The sequence below is a fragment of the Thermococcus sp. PK genome (assembly GCF_000430485.1).
GTDB classification, from domain to species: domain Archaea; phylum Methanobacteriota_B; class Thermococci; order Thermococcales; family Thermococcaceae; genus Thermococcus_A; species Thermococcus_A bergensis.
Window position 1 is genome coordinate 102418 of the sequence record NZ_KE387145.1, and the last position, 18480, is coordinate 120897.

Sequence of the window (18480 nt, forward strand, 5' to 3'; positions counted from 1 at the left end):
TTTGAATAATTCTTCCTGCGCTAGGAGCAGGAGTTTTTCGTGCCTGTTCAAGCGTTCTGTTAGTTTGTTGTACCTGATTTTGGGGAACAGCTTTCATTTCTTCGATTAGGACTCTGTAAGCGTGCTTGTAAACTCCGTTAAAGTGCAAGTGTGCTTAGTATTGCGAAGGTTATTAGGTCGTAGAGGCTGATTATTTCCCTGTGAGTGTTTTTCGGGTAGTGTTTGCTGATTATCGGATAGATTTCGGATTTTATGATCAGGATTTCCTGCTGAAAGTTCATAACAACCACCAATCAACCAAAAGACTTAAGTGCTTATAACTCTAACGATCTAATGGGAACTAGGGTGTTATGAAATTTCTCTAGAGAGTAATGGGAAAGAACAGAAAGTCCAGGGAACCCTAAAGCTGGAACTTCCAAGTTCTACAATCACCTCTTCAACCCAGAGCTCTTCCTCATCAACACCCCTTTCCACCAGCCCGGCTTCTCCTGAGGGGACTCCACTAAAATACTATGTTGTAATAGTGCTGCTTGTGCTGTTTTTCTTGCTCTTGTTTGGTTACTACTCAAAACCTAAAAGCTCAAGAAAAAGAGAAAGACCCAGACCAAGAAGAAGGTCTCCATTGGGCAAGTTCAAAAAGCCCAAAAAGCCTGAAATTAGAGAATATAATGAACTACCCAAAAAATAGCCAAATCTTTATAATCTCTTTTCTTTAAATCTTAACAAGGTGAGGGGGCTGGGACTGTCGGGTCTTTGACCCGAGGAAGTTCCGCCCACCGCACCGGGGCCGCGGTGCCGTAAGGCACCTCCCGAGAGGGAGGGCAACGGCGCAGAAACGACACGTCCCCTCAAAGATGAGAATGAAAGCGGTGAAGGGAGCTCGCGAGAGCTCCCGAGCTAACCCGCAGACGATTTGAGGGGGAGCGGTGAAACGGCCGTCCCGCGGGGTGCAAGGCCGAGAGAGGGGCGATGAGTTCCCGGTGTGAGCCCCGTGGTAGGCCGCTTAGTCGAATGTCCCTTTAATACAGAAGGCGGGCTATAGCCCCTCACCTCATCTTTAGATCCAAGAGAGAGGCCAATAAGATTAAGGCTCCACCTATTATTGTTCTTACGGTGGGCACTTCTCCGAAGATTAGCATTGCATATATAACCGCACTAAGAGGGTCGATGTAACTTAAAAGAGCTGCTTCGTTTGCTTCTACTTCCTTTAGGCCGTCCATATAAATCAGCAGAGCAAACGCAGTGTGGACTATTGCAATAATTCCAACAACAGATAGGGAATACGTGGAGGCACTTATTCCTTCTAAAGCTACCACTAATGGGAAGAGAACAAGCACAGCAAAAAAGAGCTGGAAGAAAGTGAGATATGAGCTTTCAATATCCCTTAGGTATCTGCCCAAGACAGTTACGCTAGCATAGAACAGAGCTCCCAGAGATGCGAAAATTATCCCCAAAAAATCTTTACTTTTAAGAGAAATTTCACTCTGGGTACCTATTATAAACGCTCCCACAAGAGCCATGAAAATAAAGGCTATCCTTTTTGTCGTTATTTTCTCTTTGAGAAATGCCGCGGAGAGTATAACAACTATTACCGGGGCCAGGTAGTAAATAAGCGTAGCCTTCGCTATGTCTGTGTATAAAACTGCGGAAAAGAAAAATACCCAGTTTAATCCAAGCACAGCTCCGAGCAGAAATACCAAGTGCAATTTGGGTTTTATTCCTGAGAACGCTTTTTTGATCCATCTATAGTCGTTAAGGGTGTAGAAGAACAGAAAGATTAGGCTGCCTAAAAGCACTCTATAAAAGGCTAATTTCAAGCCGCTTAAATTTGAGTACCTAGCAAAAATTCCTACACTCCCCCATATAGCCATAGAGATTATTATTTTAGTGCGTCCGTTGATCATGAGTTACCCTCCGTGCTTTCCTTCCACAGCTCGTATGCTTCTCTAACCTCTTTTTCTCTAAATTTGGGGACAGCATCTTTAAATGGGTTGAAGGATTCCAGTTCTCGCTCGCTGTTTCCTATATATGTGGCAATAAGGCCTACCTTTGAGTGGAGAGAAGAAGGCAGACGGAGAATCCTCTTTACGTCAACAGTTACCCTTCCGTCAAAATATGCTTTTGAAAATGTTGTGGATAAGCTGAACAATCTTAAAAGTGTCTTGTATCCAACTCCCTGAGGAAACGCGGTCAATAGGGCTTTTTTTACAAAATTTTCGTATATATTATCTCTATTCTCCATTATTGGGTTTATTTGCGTCTTATTTAAACCAATGTTTCTCAGGTGATGTTCGGTGATTCTCTTAATAAAATAACCAAACCTCAATCTAAAGACCCGGTAATAGCCAGATGACAGCAGTATTTTTCTTTCTTGGATATCTTCGAAAGTTATTTCTTCGGCACTGGATATATAGCTCAAAATTCTTTCCCTGGCTTTTGAGTCCAGTTCGAGAGCCCAATCATCTAAAACCCTGATATGGTAGCCCCTGCCAGAATAAACAACATGAATGTTTTCAACTCCAAAATCCTCCCTCAGAATAATGAGAGTATCCCTGGCTAATTCCTTGGCATCTTCAAGACATACTGGACACACAGTTCCTGCTTCATGGTTGCACCTCTTTAGGGGGAGGTCTTTTGCATCTATGTCAAAAACTAACTCCGCTCCAAGCCAGCCATCCATATTTTTCGGATCACTGTATAAAGCTACGCTGGAATAGATTGAATAGGGGGCTGTAATTTTTACATAGTCTTCTAAATCTTTAATATCATGAAATGCATTTTTTCTGTCATTGGGACCTTCTCCAGTATGGTCGAATCCGAACTCCCTATTCTCTAAGGTGTCCAAAATAAACTTTGGAATTTTCTTTGGATTCCACTCTTTTGAATAATATTTTGTTCTCTCCTCCTTGCTGACTTCCCTAAAGAGGCTGCTCATTCTCTTCACCTTCGTTCTTTTTCTTACTCAGATACAGCTTTCTCAAATAGTATGTCAGTGGATTCCTGATGTACTTGCAGTCTTTGTCTGGCTTGCAGAGCTGGGGCGCACTGGAACGTATTTTTTCACAATTAGGGGGAAAATACCATGTTGAATTTCCACTGTCTTCTAAAGTCGGTTCCAGCGTGTAGCCAAAACCTAGATGATACCATATGTTCTTGATCTCGTTAGGCTGATCGTGAAAAAGAGGAGGCTTGCATCTATTGCCAGCCTGAATTATCAAGGGTAGAATTTCTTCTTTTATTACCCTTAGATCTTTGACACAGTCTTTCACTCTAACGTCTCTTTTAGGGGGGTTAGGGCATATCCTAGCATAGCTCAAGAAAGAAGTCAGCAATACAGTTATAGCGTAGTTCCGCAATCCACTCGGGACTCCACCCATTGCGATTTTAATACAAGGGGGGAATATATCAAAACGCAAAGGCTGAGCAGTAGTGCTGAATTTCTCAACTCTCTCTTTAAAGTACTCTTGAGCAAGCTCGCTTAGCCGGGAATAAAGTTCCACGTAGTAGTGAGGCAGTTCTTCTCTGATATCATAAAGAATGTTGACTGCCTTTTCGAGGTTTTTCTCGAAACTCTTCTTCCACAGCTCAATCACTTGTACTCTATTTAGGTATACATACCCGTTTTTTATATAAAAATTCTTAAGAGAGTCGTCATTTAAGGAAATGAATTCTTTTAGAGGCATTTTGTACTTAAGGCTTATTTTATCTTTTTCTTCAGGGGGCAACTCTTCATGGAGGGTTTTCTCAATTATTGTTCTGTCTCTCTTTGGAATCTCATTTTCAGATGTCTTTTCCAAGGGTAAAGCAAGCTCATCAAAGTTTTCTGACGACTCTATCTTTGTTAGATATATCTTCAAGTTTGCCTCCTTAACTAGCTCCATCTCCACTCCATAGGGAGAAAATGCCAAAGCTCCTAAAAGAGCATAAAAGCTTATCAAATCTCTCCAATCATCCAAATTTAGCAAATAATCGGGGATTTTATTGGTATTTACCCACCGAACTCTTTCCAGAGCCAGCTCTATGTCCAAATAGGTGGGAATAATCTCAAGTAGCTCATTGATGCTCTCAAATTCATTCAATAATTCTTGGGCTCGTCTCCCAAATGGGTCTAGCATTGACTCACCTTTTAGAATACTATCTCTTTCACAATAAAACTCTTTTGTTATGGGATTATTATAAAGGTTTATCAATCCCTTAGAAATTTTACAATATCATAAGCATGGGACACACAAATATCCAAAAACCTTATATTCTAAAGAATAGTAATTTGAGTAGATGATTGGGGAGTTTAAAGTAATGCCAATATAGGTGATTTATTATGGTAGATGGCTTTTCCATAAGAAGGGTAAAAAGTGGGATTCCGGGATTTGACGATCTAATTGGAGGAGGGTTCCCTGAAGAATCAACGATCCTTATCACCGGTAGTACTGGAACTGGTAAAACTACTTTTGCAGCTCAATATATATACAAAGGTGCTGAAGAATACGGAGAACCGGGAGTTTTTGTAACTTTAGAAGAGAGAGCGAAAGATATAAGGAGAGAAATGGCACAGTTTGGATGGGATTTCAAAAAATACGAAAAGGAAGGATTAATAGCAATTGTAGATGGTGTTAGTGCAATTTCTGGAATACCTTCAGAAGAGAGATTCGTTTTGGAAGATAGACTTAACGTTGATAACTTTTTGAGATATTTATACAGGGTTGTTAAGGCAATAAACGCGAAGAGACTTGCTATCGATTCCATTCCGTCCATAGCTTTCAGACTTCAAGACGAAAGGGAAATTAGAGGTGTTCTCTTAAGGTTAAACACAATTCTTCTCGAGATGGGCGTCACAACGCTCCTCACTACAGAGGCACCAGATCCAAAAGCCGGAAAAATAAGCAGATATGGAATAGAGGAGTACATCGCGAGAGGCGTTGTTATTCTCGATCTTCAAGAGAAGAATATAGAGCTTAAGCGTTATCTTTTAATCAGGAAGATGAGAGGAACTAAGCATTCCATGAGAAAGTATCCTTTTGAGATAACTCCTCATGGAGTTGTCGTATATCCTAGCGGTGAAATTTATTGAAAAGGAGGGGCCACGTTGAATCTAGAGTTAGGTTTTTTCCCTCAAGGAGAAATAGAAGAAAGAGTAGAACGAGTTCCCACAGGTATAATCGACTCCTTATTGATGGGAGGAATACCAAAGGGCAGTGTTGTTTTGTTAATTGGAGATCCAAAGTCAGGTAAAACTACTTTTATAACCCAGTTTATGTATAATCAGCTTATCTCTGGGGCAAATGTTATAGGACTTCTCGTTGATGTATCCCGATATGAGTTTATAAGCAATGCACTTGATTTTGGATGGGGATTGATGGGATACTTAAACGATAAGCTCTATATCCTCGACGCATACACCCAAAGACTACGCGGGGGACCAAAATTCTCATTTACGGAAGAGGTAATACCTGATATTAGGGATACTTCCCAGGTAGTGGATGTAATAAAGGATTTAACTACCAGGATAATTTTAAACAACCCTGATGTTGATAATCCTCTAGTAATTGGGGCAGTTTCATCTCTAACTCCCATGTTCTTTGAAACTGAAAAGAAGCAGATATATAAATTTCTAGAGGATTTAAAGGGATTTGCTCATAAAAACAAGCAATTGTGGCTGCTAGAAATGAACTCTGGGGTAGAGGAGCCCCAGGTTGAAACAATAATCAAAGCAATAGCGGATGGAATCATAGAGATGAAGCTGTTTGAAGAGGATAGAACTTTGAGAAGGTACTTAAGAGTTTATGGAATGAGAAGAACGCGTCATGTTCTTTCTTGGGTTCCTTATGATATAACAGAGAATGGAATTGTACTGCAGAATCAAAGTTTATAGCCCTTTAGTGAACCTGGTATCATCCAGGGCGTGTTTAGTTTCACCCCCTGTTATTTAAACAGTATTTGACTCTGAGGAGGATTTTCAGACCATAACACATTACCCCAAGCAGGATTCGGGTTACAGTAGTCTTTTTCAGAAAACAGGGGATCCTACTGCCAAACCACGTTGTAAACGCACCCCAGAACCCCTCATGAGGATTCCTATGCCTGTACTCTTCTTCAGAAAACACTCTGTCTCTCTTCTTACTACCAAAACCACCTGGAGCGTTCTTAGTTTTCTTAACAATCGGCCGATAACCCTTTTCCACCACAGTGTTCAGAACTTTCTTTGAATCATAAGCCCCATCAGCATAAAAATTCCCAGAACCCCCCGGCAGGAGTTCAATCAGCTCGTTCTCAGAAGTTGTGATCTTCACAGCAACCGGATACAGTAAACCCGGCAGGATTCTCGTTATTGCCTGAACTTCTATCCTACCCTTTTTTATTTGTGATAATGGTTGAGTCTGCTTGAGTGCTGGCGTAGGGTAATTTCTGGAGTTTTTTCAGGAGGTGGTTTGTCAGTTCTTCGAGGTTCAGCTTTTTCTCCCAGTTGTGGAGGGTTGAGTAGTGAATGTTTGCTCCGAAGAATTTTCTGCCGTAGTGCTGGGCGTCTCTGAGGGGTAGGTTGTAGTATTGTTTAAAGAGGAGTATTGCCAGTATTGTTTTTACTGGAAATTTTTTGGATTTTGGCAGGTTCTTCAGCTTTCCTTCTGATTCGAAGTCTGCTAAAACGTCAAGAATTGCGAATGCCACGCTTTCAGGGTCTTTGAGTCTGTGATCCCATCTGGGGATCACGACAACCACCTGAAAGAATTCAGCAAAAACCCTAATAAAGGTTACTATAAACACGCCCGTATCATCCATAAATTTTTTAACCTGATTTTTATTACTACTAATCATGATTAAATTAACAAAACTTGAAATAGTTTTAATAGCGGTGTCTATTGTTTCGATTTTACTACTTTACCTAATAGGAGTAGAGACTAGCAGTCCAGTATCATTAGAAAAAGCAGAGAAAGGCGATCTAATAAACTTTACAGGTATTTGTGTTTATTCACAAAAGGACTTTAGTGTCCTATACAATGGAAACGACACGATCATCCTATACAAGACTCTGAAAATGGACAAAAGTTACAAAGTTATAGGTAAACTTCTTGATGAATCAAAACGCACTGTAGAAGCCCTAAAAATAGAAGAAGCTTCCAAAAACACCTTGAACCTAGAGTCACTTGAGGGAGCATTCTGGAAAGATTCCTCGTGCTATCTTCTAACACCTCAGAGAATCAAACTAAGCAAGTGCTTAAATGTCACCAAAGGAGAAAAGGTCAAGGTTTATGGACTTTTCTATGGAGACAGATTCCATGTTGTTGATTACATCCCTAAGGGGCTTTTGAAAATACCCATAAATGGAATGCCTTTTAAAATCAGGGGAATTGTAATTCGGAACACAAGTCCAATAACAATATGGAACGGAAGCGAGGAAATTAACGCATACTTACCCTACAAAACCAAACTAGAACTTGGCGATGAAGTCGAGATAATGGGAATTGCAAGGCTTTACTCCACGCTCACCCTTTATGTCAATTCTCCCAGCGATGTAAAGGTCATTGGAAAGGCAAAGACTGTGCCCGTTGGAAAAGAGACAATTGGGGAGATAGCACATGGGGTGTGTCAGGTCACAAAAGATGGTATCTCCTTGGGCCTAAACTGCACAGAACTAAAATTATATGGCTTCTCGGCTAATTTTGGAGATATAATAGAGTTCTACGGCATAAGAAGAAGGAATTCCCTGTACTGCATAGAATGCACTGTTAAAATCCCGCGGGATGAGCTTCCAAATTCAATCTGTAATCCCGATTTTGGCACCCCGCTGAAAATACATGGGAAGGTGGAATGGGTGAAAGTCTACAAAAACGGATTTGGGCTCGCCAATGTTACCAACGAAGAATGCTGGATATTAGTTAAGCTCCCCAAATCCCTGGGAGTTTATCCAGAAGTCAATGAAACACTTACAGCTTTTGGTTTTTATACCACCTATAGGGAAGCACCTGCTTTTGAAATACCCTCAAGGGATGACATATGCTTAAATGGGTCATGCTAGGCATTTTATTTGGTACGGTGACAGGTATTACGCCTGCTTTGCATGTCAACACCTTAGCATCTATTGTTGGAAGTTTCCTGACTTCTCCGGGAGGGTTTTCGTATGTGGTGCTTCTCTACTCAATGGGGTTAACGCACACATTCTTGGATGCATTTCCCTCAACTTTCTTTGGCATTCCAGAAGAAGAAACAGCGATAAGTGTCCTTCCGGCCCATAGGCTTGCCCTTCAAGGCCGAGGCCTTGAAGTCATAGCAATTTCCCTAAAAGCTAGTCTTTTAGCTGCAATATTCTCCCTTTTCTTGGCGGTTCCCTACGTTTTGCTGGCAAGACATTACACAGCTTTTCTTGGCAAAGTTGCTGTGTTTTTGCTAGCTTTCTTTCTTGTTATTACAGAAAAAGGCGTAAAACGATTATATGCCCTGCTGATTTTCATCCTCTCTGGAGCCTTTGGACTTGTCGTGGATAAACTTCCTCTTAGAGAACCATATTTCCACGTTTTTGTTGGGTTGTTTGGGATTCCCGCAATATTGTTTTCCCTGAACAACAACCGGAAGATTGAACTTAAGGACTCAGAAATTCAAATGCCAAAAAAGAGGTTTTTGAAGTTCTCGTTCATTGGCACGTGTTTTGGAATGTTGGCTTCTCTTTTGCCAACCTTTACGTCGTCTCAGGCCGCACTCTTAGGAAGCTTCTTTTCAAAAGATGAACGCACATTTTTGACAATAGTTTTCTCAGTTAACACCTCAAACTTTATTTTTGGCCTCATAAATTTTTATGCGACTGGAAAAACCAGAAACGGCATCCTAGTTTTGATTAAAGACCTTTATTATCCTCTAAGTCCTGAAGAGCTTGTTATTCTGTTTCTTGTAACAATAATGACTAGCAGTATCGTCAATTTCTACGGTATGGCGCTTTCAGAAATGCTCGGAAGGGCGATATCAAAAATCAATTACACAAAACTGAATTTGGCGGTGTTAGTTTTTGTATGGGCAGCATCTCTTTACTTCGATGGACTACTTGGACTGATGGTTCTTTTAACAGCCACAATAATAGGTGTTAGCACCACTCTTCTAAAAATAAAACGAACGACCTGTATGGGCGTGTTAATGCTTAAAATAATGTTGAGCTAGACAAAAAGATTAAAGAATTAGGCGCCTTCCTTTTTTTCCTTCAATATCTTTTGGAATTCATTGTAATCAGTAACAACTTTAACTCCCTCAAGTGTCTCGAAATATGCCTTTTTGATTTTAATTTTTCTAACACCTGTGTATTTCATTTCTGGAGGATCATAAGAACCTGGTTCGACGATTTCGTCTTCTATTACATACGTTTTAATATCGGGTTGCCCTATATACTTCCAAACTTCGTAGAAAACCTCTGGAGCTAGGTGTATTTCTCCATCCACCTCTGTGTAGTCTGCTCCAATTGCATCCAGAAACTCTTTTATTACTTCCAAGTTCATAGAACTCACCACTCATAATATATGAGGTCAATGGTTAAATACCTATCGCCTTAACTTTGAAAGGGTGAGAGAAAATGAGCAAAGTGTACGTTGATGCTCAAGCTTACAGAGCAATTGAAAAGGGAGCAATGATTGTTTTCAAGAAGGGAGTAGTAAGGACTGAAGGCGAGATTAAGCCGGGAGACATAGTGGAGGTTTATTCTCGCGGAGGCAAGTTCTTAGGAAAAGGATTCGCCAATCCAAACTCAAACATAATGGTTCGACTAGTCACAAAGGAGAAAGATGTGGAAATAAACAAAGAACTATTCAAGGAGCGCATAAGGAAGGCAAATGAGTACAGAAAAAAAGTTCTTGGATACGACAAGGCATACAGAATGGTGTACGGAGAAGCGGACTATCTGCCAGGTCTTATCGTGGACAGATTTAACGATATCGCATCGCTTCAGATTTCAAGTGCTGGAATGGAGAGGTTTAAGCTTGACGTTGCGGAAGCTATCCTTGAAGTAGAACTTGAAATCGAAACGGTCTTTGAGAAAAACACAGGAAGGTCGAGAAGAAGAGAGGGCTTACCAGAGATAGAGAGAGTCTTGCTCGGGAAAGAAAAATACCGCACAATCATCGAAGAAGGGAGAGCAAAATTCATTGTGGACATGAGGGGTCAGAAGACAGGGTTCTTTTTAGATCAAAGAGAAAACAGAATTGCTTTGGAAAAGTACATTAAAGGCGGGGAAAAAGTGCTTGATGTTTTCACATACACGGGAGGTTTTGCTATTCATGCAGCAGTCGCAGGGGCAGAGAAAGTTATTGCAGTTGATAAGTCTCCATCGGCAATAGAACAGGCAAAGGAAAACGCCAAGCTCAACGGTGTTGAAGATAAGATGGAGTTTGTCGTTGGGTCTGCATTTGAGGTTATGGAAAAACTGCAGAAAAAAGGAGAAAAATTTGACATTGTAGTTCTGGACCCTCCTGCGTTCGTCCAGCATGAGAAAGACCTCAAGAGGGGTCTTAGGGCATACTTCAACGTAAACTACCAAGGGCTAAAGCTCGTTAAGGACGGGGGCATATTGGTTACAGCTTCATGTTCCCAGCATGTTGATATGCAGATGTTTAAGGATATGGTAATAGCCGCCGCAGCAAAAGCCGGAAAGTTCCTGAAGCTTCTTGAGCCCTATAGAACTCAAGCACCAGATCATCCGATATTGATGGCTTCAAAGGATACCGAATACTTAAAGTGCCTGTTCCTTTATGTAGAAGATATGAAATGAGGTCTTTTCTTATTTTATTTTTGGCATCAGACCGTGGGCGTGTCCTCACAGCTTTGCTCAGTGGAGGTGCTTTCTCTTCATCTGCCGTATGAATTCTAAAATCCTTCAATATAAGCTTATCGTTTAAAGAATATTAGCGAGTGCCTATATCTAGTCCCCACTTTAAATCGTATATCCCGAACAAAATAACCAATGCGCTCTCCTTCTAAAATTATACTCCTCAACAAACTCTGTTTATCAGGGAGAAAAAGCGCAATCTTACCGTTTTCCTCCAAATATTGCCATCCTTCTTTAAGAATTTTTACGGAAAACCCTTCCCCATATTTGCCCCCACCAACACCCTCCCTCTCCGTAAGAACACCTTTTGTGGGCTTTTCGTAATACGGAGGTGCAGAGAATATCACATCAAATTTTTCTCCTTTTGGTATCAAACCCTCAATAATTTCCCCGTTGCTCTTTATCAGTTTTACTTTGGATTTATTTTGCTCGATATTTCTCCTAGCGTACTCAAAAAACTCATCATCTACTTCAGTTGCCCATACATCACACTTAAAGAGTCTATCTGCCATGATCGCCATTAAAGCAGAATGTCCAGTTCCTATCTCCAGAACTTTTTCTCCGCCCTTTAGGAAAATCTTTAGGAAGATAAAACGAGAAATCGGCGTTGTGATAAGTCCTCTGGGGTGATATTCAACTTCAATGCCAAAAACTGCCTTTGCAATCGCTTTGTTATATAGTATTCTCCCCCTTCTGTTTGATAAATCTAATCTTCCCCTTTCATCAAGGTATTTTTCAAGCTCGGGGAAGATTTTAATCGCTTCCCTAACCGGCAGTCCGAGTTTCCCATCTTTCCATGAAGGCATAAAACCAATTCCCTAAAGCAATTATTTAAAGGTTGACCTCTAAAAACAAAAAATCAAAGAAGCGCCAGAGCCCCCATGATCTTTGCGTCTTCAACCATGTTGTCTATTTTTGCATATTCATTTGGCTGATGGGCGGTCTCGTCAAGTGTGGCCCATACAACCGCCGGAATTCCAAGCCTTCTGAAGTATGCTGCAAAAGTTCCTCCTCCGATGCCTCCAATTTTGGGCTCCTTTCCTCTAAACTCCTTTATAGCCTTTTGCAAGAGCTTAACAATCTCGCTATCCTTTGGAGTTGGAGCCGGGGCATCTAGCCTCTGCAACACCTCTATCTCAATCTTCGGTAGAACTTCACCATTAATCTCCTTCTTGTATTTCTCTCTAACTTTCTCAGCAAGCTCTTGGGCATCGTTTAGGATGTCATCCAAGTTATATTGTGGCAACACTCTGCAATCGAAGACAACTTCATGCTCACCCGGAGCTATGTTGGGAGCATCGCTTGGATTTCCTCCCATAGTTGGTTCGAAAGTGCTTTCTGGGGGATCAAAGAGTTCATCCCTTGCGCTGTATTTCTCGTGGAGGAACTCATCAAGAGATTTTGCGTAATCAATGGCAACCCTGTGAGCGTTTAACCCCAATCCTGGCATGCTTGCGTGAACCTGCTTTCCTTTGACCTTGATTTTCATCCAAAGAATGCTTTTTTCTGCTATTTCTATGAATGTTCCTTCTTCGTTTCCACCATCAGGTACTAGGACTAGGTCGTCTTTTTTAAATAGTTCTGGGTGTTCTTTTATTAGCCATTCTAAGCCGTATTTACTTCCAGTCTCTTCATCACTCACAAAGGCAAGGACTATCGTCCTCTTGGGTCTTATTCCAAGGTTCATTAGGGCTCTGACGGCATAAAGCGAGGCAACCAAACTCTGACCATTATCCTCACTACCCCTGCCATAAATCTTCCCATCCTTTACAACTGGCTCGAAAGGCTTCGTCACAGTCCACTTGCTCAAATCCCCAGGAGGAACAACGTCCAGGTGGGTAAGAATCCATAATCGTGGGCTTTTTTCGCCCTGTTCACCGTAATAGTATGCCAGAATGTTCGGTCTAACGCCGTTTTTAGCCCTTGGGTCTGGAGCATCATAGCGTTCAATCTTGTCAAAAGGCCAGTCCTTGATTATCTCCAAGAGTTTTTGAGCCTTATCATACTCCCCCTCACCACCACTATCAGGACTAATTGCTGGGATCTTGATAAGCTCGACCAAAGTATCCACCATATCATCCCTTAAAGCTTCAATTTCCTTAAAAAGGGCTTCCGTATCCATTTACATCACCATCCCTAATTGGGGGTTTCCATTTAAAGTAATTTTGGTTCAAGAATAAATCAAAGTTAAAAGAAGAAAAAGAAAGATCACTCGACTTCCTTCTTTCCTGTGAGGTAGAGCCACACCGCTATAATTGCGAGGAGAGCTATACCAAGAAGGTCGCTGCTGAATCCTATTGATGGTGCTTTGTCTGCCACTATTAGGCCAGCGAAGACTATACCCATTAATGCTTCTCCAGCTATAAGTCCAGATGCTCCAAGTACTCCAGCATCTGTCGGTTTTTCTTCAGCCTTTGCGCCTCTTGCTTTTCCTACGAGCCATCTAAGGATACCTCCAATGAAAATAGGAACACCGAGGCTCAATGGGAGGTAGATACCTACCGCTACGGGCATTACTGGCGTTCTGAACTTTGACTTCTTCATGGCCAAAATTTCGTCAAGGACTATTAGGGCTATGGCAATTCCTGCACCAATAAAGACCATGTTCCACTCCAGCGTTCCGGTGAATACGCCCTCTGTAACTTTTGCCATGAGAAATGCCTGTGGAGCAGCTAATGCATTTTCCTTAGCCGTTGGTGTTCCGGCAATACCGTAAGCCTTTATAAGTAAGTTCAACACGGGAGCCATCACTAATGCTGCCGTAAAAGTTCCTACTATCTCAAAGACCTGCTGTCTCTTTGGAGTGGCCCCAACAATGTGTCCCGTTGCCAAATCTTGCATTGTGTCTCCAGCAATGGCAGCGGCGGTACAGATAACGGCTGCCACCAATATAGTTGCTGTCATACCCTCTGTTCCACTAAGTCCGAGGCCTTTAAGAACCAATGCTGTGAAGAGCAAGCTCATGATTGTAATACCGGACACGGGGTTGTTTGATGAACCAACGACACCGGCTAAGTAACCAGCAATTGAGCTTCCGAAGAATCCCACGATAAGCATTATTACTGCCATAATTGCCGCAATTCCAATAGAGCCTATAACATGAGCATATAGCAGGAACAATGGAACCACGAAAGCAGCTATAAGCATTAATACCGTGGGCATTGGCATGTCCTCTTCAGTTCTTAGGATCGTTTCACCGCTTTGCTTTTTCCTTGCTGCTTCAAGCCCAGCTTTTATACCTCTCAAAATTGGGCCTCTGAGCTTTACAAGGCTCCAGAGACCACCAACGACCATTGCTCCAACTCCCATGTATCTTATTTTTGTACTCCATGTGACCCATGCAAGGTCTAAGGCGCTAAGTCCTTCGGGGTTGCCTGTCTTGGCAACGTAGAGTGGTATTGCTATAAACCACGCAATTGCACCACCGAGGAAGACGAGGAATGCTATGTTGAGACCAACGATGTAACCAACGCTAAGTAGAGCTGCTGAAAGGTCGCTTCCAAAGTATAATACCCTTCTTCCAACAAACTTGGCGGATTCAACAGCTCCCGCCCAAAGCCCTGAGCTTCCTAGGAGCTTGTAGATACCACCAAAAATACCGCCTATAAAGATTGGTTTTGCGTGGGAGCCACCTTTATCTCCTGCAATTAGGACTTCAGCACAGGCGGTACCCTCTGGATATGGGAGCCTCTCTTCAACAATAAATGCCCTTCTTATCACAATTGTGAATAAAGCACCCAGTGAACCACCCAATGCGGCTATTATGGTTACAAGCCAGTATGGAAACTCTGTGTATGTTCCTAAAACCACCAAAGCCGGGAAGGTAAAGATTACACCTGCTGCTAATGACTCACCTGCAGATGCTGCTGTTTGAACCATGTTGTTTTCGAGGATGTTTTTGTCTTTAAATGCCATCAATATGGCCATAGATATGACCGCAGCTGGAATGCTGGCGCTAACGGTCATACCGGCGTACATACCGAGGTATGCATTTGCCGCACCCATAATTATTGAGAGCACTATACCTAAAATAAACGCTTTAGCAGTGTATTCGGGCAAAGATTTTTCCGGTGGGATATATGGTTTAAACTCCAAGCTTAGCACCTCCGGACTTTATTGGCATTTTAACTCCACTAATTCACATATAAAATACTTTCGGTTCTATGAAATAAAATTAATGTTAAATTTAGTTACAACATTGTCCCAAAAATAGTATAGATGAAGTTTTCAGTTCATCAATGTCCAGTGTATGAAAATTTGTTCATCAAATCTCTATCGGGATTATCCATAGAGCTTATATATGCGTTTACTCCTAACTATTAATATCGCTAAAAAGCGGAGGGAGGTAAATTGGTTGAGATACTCTTTTTGGGCAGTGGTGGCGGAAGATTTATCACAATAACTCAATTTCGCCCCACTGGCGGCTTTTTCATTAACTCAAGTAAGCGAATTTACGTAGACCCCGGGCCGGGGGCGTTAATTAGAGCATGGAGATACAAGATAGACCCGAGGAAAATAGACGTACTTTTTGTTTCCCATCGGCATACAGACCACTGCAATGATGCCGAGATTATGGTAGAAGGGATGACAGTTGGAGTAACAAAAAAACGAGGCATGCTCATAGCATCAAAGAGCGTGGTCTACGGAGATGAAAACCACACTCCAGCGATATCAAAATACCACCTCGATTCATTGGAAGAAGTTCATATTCCGAACCCGGGAGAAAGACTGCCGCTTGGAGAAGACGAAATGACAATAACCCCCACCGTGCATTCGGATCCAACTGGAATAGGGTTTATACTAAAAACTCCCGTTGGGAAAATAGGATATATCCCGGACACAGAGTACTTCGAGGACTTGAAAAAACTATATGATGGCGTTAGGCTGTTGATAGCATCAGTAACAAGGCCGACGAACATGAGGATTCCTTATCACCTATGCACCGAGGACATTATTTACATGCTGAAGGACATGGAACAAAAACCAGAAATGCTGATAATGAGCCATATAGGCATGAAAATGCACTTTGCAAACCCCTATAAAGAGGCTAAATTCATAGAAACCGTGACAGGAGTAAAAACCTTGGTTGCAAAAGAGGGATTCAAAGTTAAAATGGAAAAAACGGACATACAGCTAAGAACCCTAAGACCTGCCAGAGACCTCTGAGACCAGTTTATTGACCAAGTTGTATGTCAAACTGAACAGCTCTTCTCTTCTTTTTTCTGTGATTCCTTCCACAACGACCCTTATTTTTGGTTCAGTTCCACTTGGTCTTACCAATACCCAAGAACCATCCCTGAGGTTTAATCTTATACCAGAAATTGTTATGATTTCTTCAATTTGGTCTTTCAAGTACTCTTGCAATTGCTCTTTTGCCTTCTCAACAACTTGATATTTTATCTCCTCTGGGCACTTCACGTTCTTTTTAACCATGTAGTATTTTGGAATGTCCTTAACTATTTCCGAAAGCGGCTTCCCTTCTTGGTCGATTATTTTCACTAGCAGCCCAATTGTAACAAAGCTGTCAATCCACAGTCCGAACTTGGGATGAATGAACTTCCACGGTTCTGAGGCAAATATCGCGTTGTACTTCTTTATTCCATCATGGAGCTGACCCAGTGGGACTCTGTATACTTTTCCACCTTCCTCTTCCACGACTTTATCGATTCTGAAGGAAGTGTTTATTGAAACTACAACGTTTCCTCCATTATGTTCTCTGGCGTAAAGCCTTGCAAAAAGCGCTATCAGAGTGTCTTCCTCTACATAATTGCCTTTTTCATCAAATACTGCAATTCTATCAGCATCTCCATCTTGAGCAATCGCAAGATCAAATCCCAGTTCCCTTACAAGGTTGCTTAAATATGCTATATTTTCATACCTAGGCTCAGATTTTCTACCCGGAAAGTATCCGTCTGGGTGAGAATTTAACGTCACAACCTTTGCTCCCATCTCTCTCAATAAATATGGAGTTATTAAACTACCAGCACCATTCCCCATATCCAAGAGAATTTTCAATTTGGTCTCGTGATTTACATAATCCAATATTTCATTAATATACTGCTCTCTCAAATCTAAGTCTTTTACGCTTCCAATTTTATCCCATGGGGCAATTTTGTAGCTTTTGGAGAAGATTATTCTCTCCAGTTCCTCTTCTTGTTCCAAAAAGAATTCTATTCCTTTCTCATTAAACACCTTAATGCCATTATCACTCGGTGGATTGTGGGATGCCGTTACCATTACACCAGCGTTTCCAAGCTTGTTTGTGGCCCATGCAAGCATTGGGGTTGGAACAAGGCCAATTCTGATGACATCCACACCGCTGCTCAGTAGACCGCTTACGATTGCACTTTCGAGCATTATACTTGATGTTCTTGCGTCTCTCCCTACAACAACTGTACCGTGGTCAATATACGTACCAAGGGCTTTTCCGACATTTAGAGCAAGCTCTGGAGTAATTTTTGAATTAATAGGACCTCTAATTCCCGCAGTTCCGAACAGCCTCATTCTATCACCACACCAAATTGGATGTTAATTTATATAACCCTAGTTCCCACCACCTGTGAAGTTGTATAATCTGTCCAGATTCACGGCCAGAATCGCCCCTAAAATCCTGACAACCAACCCCCTCAAACTAACACTCCTGCTCGGCCTCAGAAGAAACTCAGAAAACTTCGAAAACAAAGTCTCAATCCTCCTGCGAAAGTCAGACAAGTACTTGTAAAACTTCTTCTCCTCCAGATTACTAACCTGATTCTCCCGCTTCACCGGCGTGTAAACAACGCCAAACTTCAGGAATTCCTCCTGAAGTTCTCTACTAACGTAACCCTTATCCAAAAACAGAAAACAGCCAGAAAACTCCTCAACAATCACCCAGAACTTTTCCCGGACAACACTCACATCATGCTTATTCGCCGGATCAACAGACAGTAAAGCCAGCAAATTTCCATCAGAGTAACAGGTCAGCTTGTACCCATAGTAAAACTTTTTTTAGAGGGAACAAACCCAACCTGCGGGCTTTTCAGAGATGATTTCTGAAGAACCCTTCTTCTCCTTCCTGTTTTTCTGGCCAACTCCTTGGTCTGAATGGGTTTTGAGTCCAGTATTCTAACGTATTCTCTGGCGTGTTTTTGAATAATTCTTCCTGCGCTAGGAGCAGAAGTTTTTCGTGCCTGTTCAAGCGTTCTGTTAGTTTGTTGTACCTGATTTTTGGGAACAGTTTCATTTCTTCGATTAGGACTCTGTAAGCGTGCTTGTAAACTCCGTTAAAGTGCAAGTGTGCTAGTATTGCGAAGGTTATTAGGTCGTAGAGGCTGATTATTTCCCTGTGAGTGTTTTTCGGGTAGTGTTTGCTGATTATCGGATAGATTTCGGATTTTATGATCAGGATTTCCTGCTGAAAGTTCATAACAACCACCAATCAACCAAAAGACTTAAGTGCTTATAACTCTAACGATCTAATGGGAACTAGGGTAAAAATTGAAGGTCAATAATTTCTGAGGTGATTGCAATGCCGATGGGACCGCCATTTGTTCCTGGGGCTATTGCTGCTATGGGATTCGCAGCAGTGCTGATAATCGTTACTAGCCCTAATAATTGCAGGATTTTTCCTGATGCTTGGAGCAGAGCTGGCGGGGAATAGAGGACGCAACCCTTGGAAAGTCCATGATAGCGGTTGTTGGCGGTGG

The 18480-nt window shown here is 41.8% G+C and carries 17 protein-coding genes, 1 other RNA gene and 2 pseudogenes; 7 read left to right on the forward strand and 13 right to left on the reverse strand.

The annotated features are described in order from the left end of the window. Positions 1-290, reverse strand: a pseudogene (locus THEPK_RS12835) (IS982 family transposase); the annotation flags it as partial. Positions 291-727: 437 nt separating this feature from the next. Between THEPK_RS12835 and rnpB the strand changes: the two are divergent. Next, positions 728-1052, forward strand: an RNA gene (gene rnpB / locus THEPK_RS12370) — RNase P RNA component. Here rnpB and THEPK_RS00575 read toward each other — a convergent pair. From THEPK_RS00575 to priL, 3 genes are read right to left on the reverse strand one after another with little or no spacing between them, the layout of a single operon-like run. Beyond that, positions 1047-1904: a DMT family transporter gene (locus THEPK_RS00575; RefSeq protein ID WP_042697013.1), complete on the reverse strand. Its 858-nt coding sequence runs from the start codon at positions 1902-1904 to the stop codon at positions 1047-1049. The two genes, rnpB and THEPK_RS00575, sit on opposite strands and share 6 nt — an antisense overlap. Next, the gene (priS, locus tag THEPK_RS00580; RefSeq protein WP_042697016.1) at positions 1901-2935 is read right to left on the reverse strand and encodes a DNA primase catalytic subunit PriS; all 1035 of its coding nucleotides are present in this window, start codon (positions 2933-2935) and stop codon (positions 1901-1903) included. The genes THEPK_RS00575 and priS overlap by 4 nt, the downstream gene beginning before the upstream one ends. Next, complete coding sequence (gene priL, locus THEPK_RS00585) at positions 2919-4115, reverse strand: DNA primase large subunit PriL (protein ID WP_042697019.1); 1197 nt, start codon at positions 4113-4115, stop codon at positions 2919-2921. Before priL ends, priS begins: the two co-directional genes overlap by 17 nt. A gap of 203 nt (positions 4116-4318) precedes the next feature. Between priL and THEPK_RS00590 the strand changes: the two genes are divergently transcribed. Then, positions 4319-5068, forward strand: coding sequence for an ATPase domain-containing protein (locus THEPK_RS00590; protein WP_042697022.1), 750 nt, complete (start codon positions 4319-4321; stop codon positions 5066-5068). Positions 5069-5083: 15 nt separating this feature from the next. Beyond that, on the forward strand, positions 5084-5869 hold the full coding sequence (locus THEPK_RS00595; RefSeq protein ID WP_042697025.1) for an RAD55 family ATPase: 786 nt from the start codon (positions 5084-5086) through the stop codon (positions 5867-5869). A 40-nt stretch (positions 5870-5909) separates the two neighbouring features. Here the strand turns inward: THEPK_RS00595 and THEPK_RS00600 are convergent, their stop codons facing one another. Both THEPK_RS00600 and THEPK_RS00605 read right to left on the reverse strand, forming a co-directional pair. Next, entirely contained in the window at positions 5910-6287 is a 378-nt protein-coding gene (locus THEPK_RS00600) for a hypothetical protein (protein ID WP_042696758.1), read from the reverse strand. A 55-nt stretch (positions 6288-6342) separates the two neighbouring features. Next, positions 6343-6759: a hypothetical protein gene (locus tag THEPK_RS00605; RefSeq protein WP_042697028.1), complete on the reverse strand. Its 417-nt coding sequence runs from the start codon at positions 6757-6759 to the stop codon at positions 6343-6345. Between the two features lie 49 nt (positions 6760-6808). On the opposite strand from THEPK_RS00605, the gene THEPK_RS00610 reads away from it, so the two are divergent. Both THEPK_RS00610 and THEPK_RS00615 read left to right on the forward strand, forming a co-directional pair. Further along, entirely contained in the window at positions 6809-8011 is a 1203-nt protein-coding gene (locus tag THEPK_RS00610; RefSeq protein ID WP_042697031.1) for a hypothetical protein, read from the forward strand. After that, positions 7990-9141 carry a tripartite tricarboxylate transporter permease gene (locus THEPK_RS00615; RefSeq protein ID WP_042697315.1) on the forward strand — a complete coding sequence of 384 codons (1152 nt, stop codon included), beginning with the start codon at positions 7990-7992 and terminating at the stop codon, positions 9139-9141. The genes THEPK_RS00610 and THEPK_RS00615 overlap by 22 nt, the downstream gene beginning before the upstream one ends. A 17-nt stretch (positions 9142-9158) precedes the next feature. Here THEPK_RS00615 and THEPK_RS00620 read toward each other — a convergent pair whose 3' ends face one another. Then, positions 9159-9473 carry a DUF5748 family protein gene (locus tag THEPK_RS00620; RefSeq protein WP_042697034.1) on the reverse strand — a complete coding sequence of 105 codons (315 nt, stop codon included), beginning with the start codon at positions 9471-9473 and terminating at the stop codon, positions 9159-9161. 74 nt (positions 9474-9547) lie between these two features. Here THEPK_RS00620 and THEPK_RS00625 point away from each other — a divergent pair, with 74 nt between their 5' ends. Continuing rightward, a complete protein-coding gene (locus THEPK_RS00625) occupies positions 9548-10738 on the forward strand; it encodes a class I SAM-dependent rRNA methyltransferase (RefSeq protein ID WP_042697037.1) in 1191 nt (396 codons plus the stop codon). A 116-nt stretch (positions 10739-10854) separates the two neighbouring features. Here THEPK_RS00625 and THEPK_RS00630 read toward each other — a convergent pair whose 3' ends face one another. The 3 genes from THEPK_RS00630 to THEPK_RS00640 all read right to left on the reverse strand — a co-directional run bounded on the left by THEPK_RS00630 (position 10855) and on the right by THEPK_RS00640 (position 14890). Then, positions 10855-11601: an RlmF-related methyltransferase gene (locus THEPK_RS00630; RefSeq protein ID WP_042697039.1), complete on the reverse strand. Its 747-nt coding sequence runs from the start codon at positions 11599-11601 to the stop codon at positions 10855-10857. Positions 11602-11654: 53 nt separating this feature from the next. Then, positions 11655-12917, reverse strand: coding sequence for a M20 family metallo-hydrolase (locus tag THEPK_RS00635; RefSeq protein WP_042697041.1), 1263 nt, complete (start codon positions 12915-12917; stop codon positions 11655-11657). A gap of 86 nt (positions 12918-13003) precedes the next feature. Further along, positions 13004-14890: an OPT family oligopeptide transporter gene (locus THEPK_RS00640; RefSeq protein WP_042697045.1), complete on the reverse strand. Its 1887-nt coding sequence runs from the start codon at positions 14888-14890 to the stop codon at positions 13004-13006. A 255-nt stretch (positions 14891-15145) separates the two neighbouring features. On the opposite strand from THEPK_RS00640, the gene THEPK_RS00645 reads away from it, so the two are divergent. Continuing rightward, positions 15146-15961, forward strand: a complete 816-nt coding sequence (locus THEPK_RS00645) for an MBL fold metallo-hydrolase (protein WP_042697047.1) — start codon at positions 15146-15148, stop codon at positions 15959-15961. Here the strand turns inward: THEPK_RS00645 and glmM are convergent. From glmM to THEPK_RS13305, 3 genes and pseudogenes are all read right to left on the reverse strand, one after another. Then, positions 15938-17299 carry a phosphoglucosamine mutase gene (glmM, locus tag THEPK_RS00650; protein WP_042697050.1) on the reverse strand — a complete coding sequence of 454 codons (1362 nt, stop codon included), beginning with the start codon at positions 17297-17299 and terminating at the stop codon, positions 15938-15940. The two genes, THEPK_RS00645 and glmM, sit on opposite strands and share 24 nt — an antisense overlap. Before the next feature lie 39 nt (positions 17300-17338). Next, positions 17339-18209: pseudogene (locus THEPK_RS12430) on the reverse strand (IS982 family transposase). Positions 18210-18259: 50 nt separating this feature from the next. Next, positions 18260-18480 (reverse strand): hypothetical protein (locus THEPK_RS13305; RefSeq protein ID WP_198011267.1); only part of this gene is annotated, 221 nt, incomplete at its 5' end.

Coding starts and splice junctions, on each gene's coding strand:
- THEPK_RS00575 (WP_042697013.1), bottom strand. CDS start 1,904: ATGATCAACGGACGCACTAAAATAATAATCTCTATGGCTATATGGGGG.
- priS (WP_042697016.1), bottom strand. CDS start 2,935: ATGAGCAGCCTCTTTAGGGAAGTCAGCAAGGAGGAGAGAACAAAATAT.
- priL (WP_042697019.1), bottom strand. CDS start 4,115: ATGCTAGACCCATTTGGGAGACGAGCCCAAGAATTATTGAATGAATTT.
- THEPK_RS00590 (WP_042697022.1), top strand. CDS start 4,319: ATGGTAGATGGCTTTTCCATAAGAAGGGTAAAAAGTGGGATTCCGGGA.
- THEPK_RS00610 (WP_042697031.1), top strand. CDS start 6,809: ATGATTAAATTAACAAAACTTGAAATAGTTTTAATAGCGGTGTCTATT.
- THEPK_RS00615 (WP_042697315.1), top strand. CDS start 7,990: ATGCTTAAATGGGTCATGCTAGGCATTTTATTTGGTACGGTGACAGGT.
- THEPK_RS00620 (WP_042697034.1), bottom strand. CDS start 9,473: ATGAACTTGGAAGTAATAAAAGAGTTTCTGGATGCAATTGGAGCAGAC.
- THEPK_RS00625 (WP_042697037.1), top strand. CDS start 9,548: ATGAGCAAAGTGTACGTTGATGCTCAAGCTTACAGAGCAATTGAAAAG.
- THEPK_RS00630 (WP_042697039.1), bottom strand. CDS start 11,601: ATGCCTTCATGGAAAGATGGGAAACTCGGACTGCCGGTTAGGGAAGCG.
- THEPK_RS00635 (WP_042697041.1), bottom strand. CDS start 12,917: ATGGATACGGAAGCCCTTTTTAAGGAAATTGAAGCTTTAAGGGATGAT.
- glmM (WP_042697050.1), bottom strand. CDS start 17,299: ATGAGGCTGTTCGGAACTGCGGGAATTAGAGGTCCTATTAATTCAAAA.